Source organism: Rhodoblastus acidophilus, assembly GCF_900187365.1.
GTDB classification, from domain to species: Bacteria; Pseudomonadota; Alphaproteobacteria; order Rhizobiales; family Beijerinckiaceae; genus Rhodoblastus; species Rhodoblastus acidophilus.
This window is the reverse complement of sequence record NZ_FYDG01000056.1, coordinates 1-1,999: the sequence shown is the minus strand read 5'-3', so window position 1 is coordinate 1,999 and position 1,999 is coordinate 1. Positions and strand designations below refer to the sequence as shown.

The following is a 1,999-nucleotide window of genomic DNA, read 5'->3' as shown; positions in this document are numbered from 1 at the left end:
GCTGATGCTCCCACCGAGGGCGTCGCGGACCCTCGTCACATAAAGTGGTGGCGTCCAGAGTTCGCATGAGTTCGCGGGAACAATTGGCGCCGCTGTCGAGGCCGACGGCGCGGCTGGTATTATGGGATTGGGTTCCGGGGCCGAAACTGGCGCGGCGGGAGTCGGAATGGAAGTATGTATCGTCATTTTTCAAATATTCTCTTGTTCAAAATGTTTTTTTCGGCCTTAAATGTCGTCGGCCACATGTTCATAGTGCCAGACCCGTGCGAGCGAATGCAACGGTTAAATCTACATTTGGAGAATATTAAAATATTGACGCCGAAGATGCCGTTGTGATTCTGTCTCGCGCCCAAGAAATGCGTGTCGCGCCCGGTGAATTTTTTATTGCAATCCGAACACGTGCTCCATTACCCTGTATAAATATTAGAGAGACCTTGCCGTAGGAAGCAATCGTCACGTCTGAGCGGTTTCGACGGATTTTCCGTCGCACGGCCCTGTCTGCGGTTTCCTACACGCAGGCAGGGCCTTTTTCATTTTGTAGGAAAATCACTTTTGGAAAACTCTAACCTTTACTGCTGCGACGCGCCGTGCTCCGCCGGAAAGACCCGAGCCATCGTCGAGCAGGCCAAACATGCCGCCGCCGATGACAACCAGAAAATCCTCATCGTCCAGCCGACGAAGGAACTGATCGAAAAAACAATCGAGGAGGAAGTCGGTAAACCCGGTTTTCCGGTCGAGCGCTTCCACAGCGACGCCACCACCAAGGTCGTCGCCAACCTGACCCAGCATTTCCGCGACACCCATTCCCACGGCGAGATTGTTTTCACGACGCACGCCGCCATGCTGCGGCTGGGCCATGTCCCCATGGCGGGCCGCTGGACGGTCTACGTCGATGAAGTTCCGAGCGATTACGTCAAGATCGAGGAACTGCGCCTGCCCGAACTCGACACGCGCGCGACATTCTTTCGGCATTTCGAGATGCGGGACGGCCTCCTTCTCCCCGGCGATGGGGCCGACGCCCATCCCGAAAAGCTCGCCAAAAATGAAAAGCGCGACGCGGTTTGGAAAGTCTATCAGGGCGTCGCCTCGCGCGTCGTGTCCGACCACTGGCGAGTTCACTGCGAGATCAACGAGGAAGGAACTCTCCGAACCACATCGGTCTTGCTCCCCAGCCTGTTCAAAGGCTTCGGCAAGACGGTCATGGCCTCCGCCAATTTCCACGAGAAGATTTTGGTGAAGTCGTGGGAGCGGAAGGAGGGCGTCACCTTCATCCCGGACAACAGTCTGGCGCTGCGGTTTTCGTCCCACGAGAACTGCGAGCGGCTTACAATCCGATACGTTTTTGATCGGGATGGCTGGTCGAAGGCGTTTCGCGATAGCTGCGTCAAGGTCGAGGACGAGAACGTCAACGTTGGCAAATTCGCGCTCGCCGCCGTAAAGCAGCATGTCGGCGACAACCCCATCCTCGTCATGCGCAACAAGGACAGGGCGAAGGACTTCAAGAACTGGGAGAACGCGATCATCTTACCCGGTTCGCCCCATGGCCTGAACTCCTACACCGACGTCGATCATTTCGCCGCCTTCTCGGCCATCAACCCGGACCCGGCGCACCTCAAATTCCTGAATGACATTCTGGGCGTCGCGACGGAGGAGGTGCACAACGACATGTATCGAGAGGTGATCTACCAAGGGCTCTTCCGGTCCAATCTCCGAATTCCGGATTCAAAAGAGCCCGTTGAATGCCTCGTTATGGACAGGGGCACGGCTGATTGGCTGGCGACGAAACTACCGGGTTGCCGGGTCGAGCCCATGGACGCGCCGGTCGAGTTCGCTGATGAGGCGCTGGGAGTGGCGTTGGCCGCTCGGCTGAAGAAGAAGCGCGGGCCGCAACCGACGGGCGCGGCCAGATCAGCAGCCGAACGCAAGGCCGCGCAACGGGCGCGGCAGAAGGCCGCGAAGCAATGACATCTCGGCCAGATGTCACGCAGTTACAAGCATT

General features: G+C 57.7%; 1 protein-coding gene. It reads left to right on the top strand.

The features are described from left to right. The first annotated feature begins 552 nt into the window (after nucleotides 1-552). Nucleotides 553-1,965 (top strand): DEAD/DEAH box helicase family protein, encoded by a 1,413-nt coding sequence (locus CFB24_RS22145; protein WP_088522775.1) that lies wholly within the window; start codon nucleotides 553-555, stop codon nucleotides 1,963-1,965. The last annotated feature ends 34 nt before the right edge of the window (nucleotides 1,966-1,999 follow it).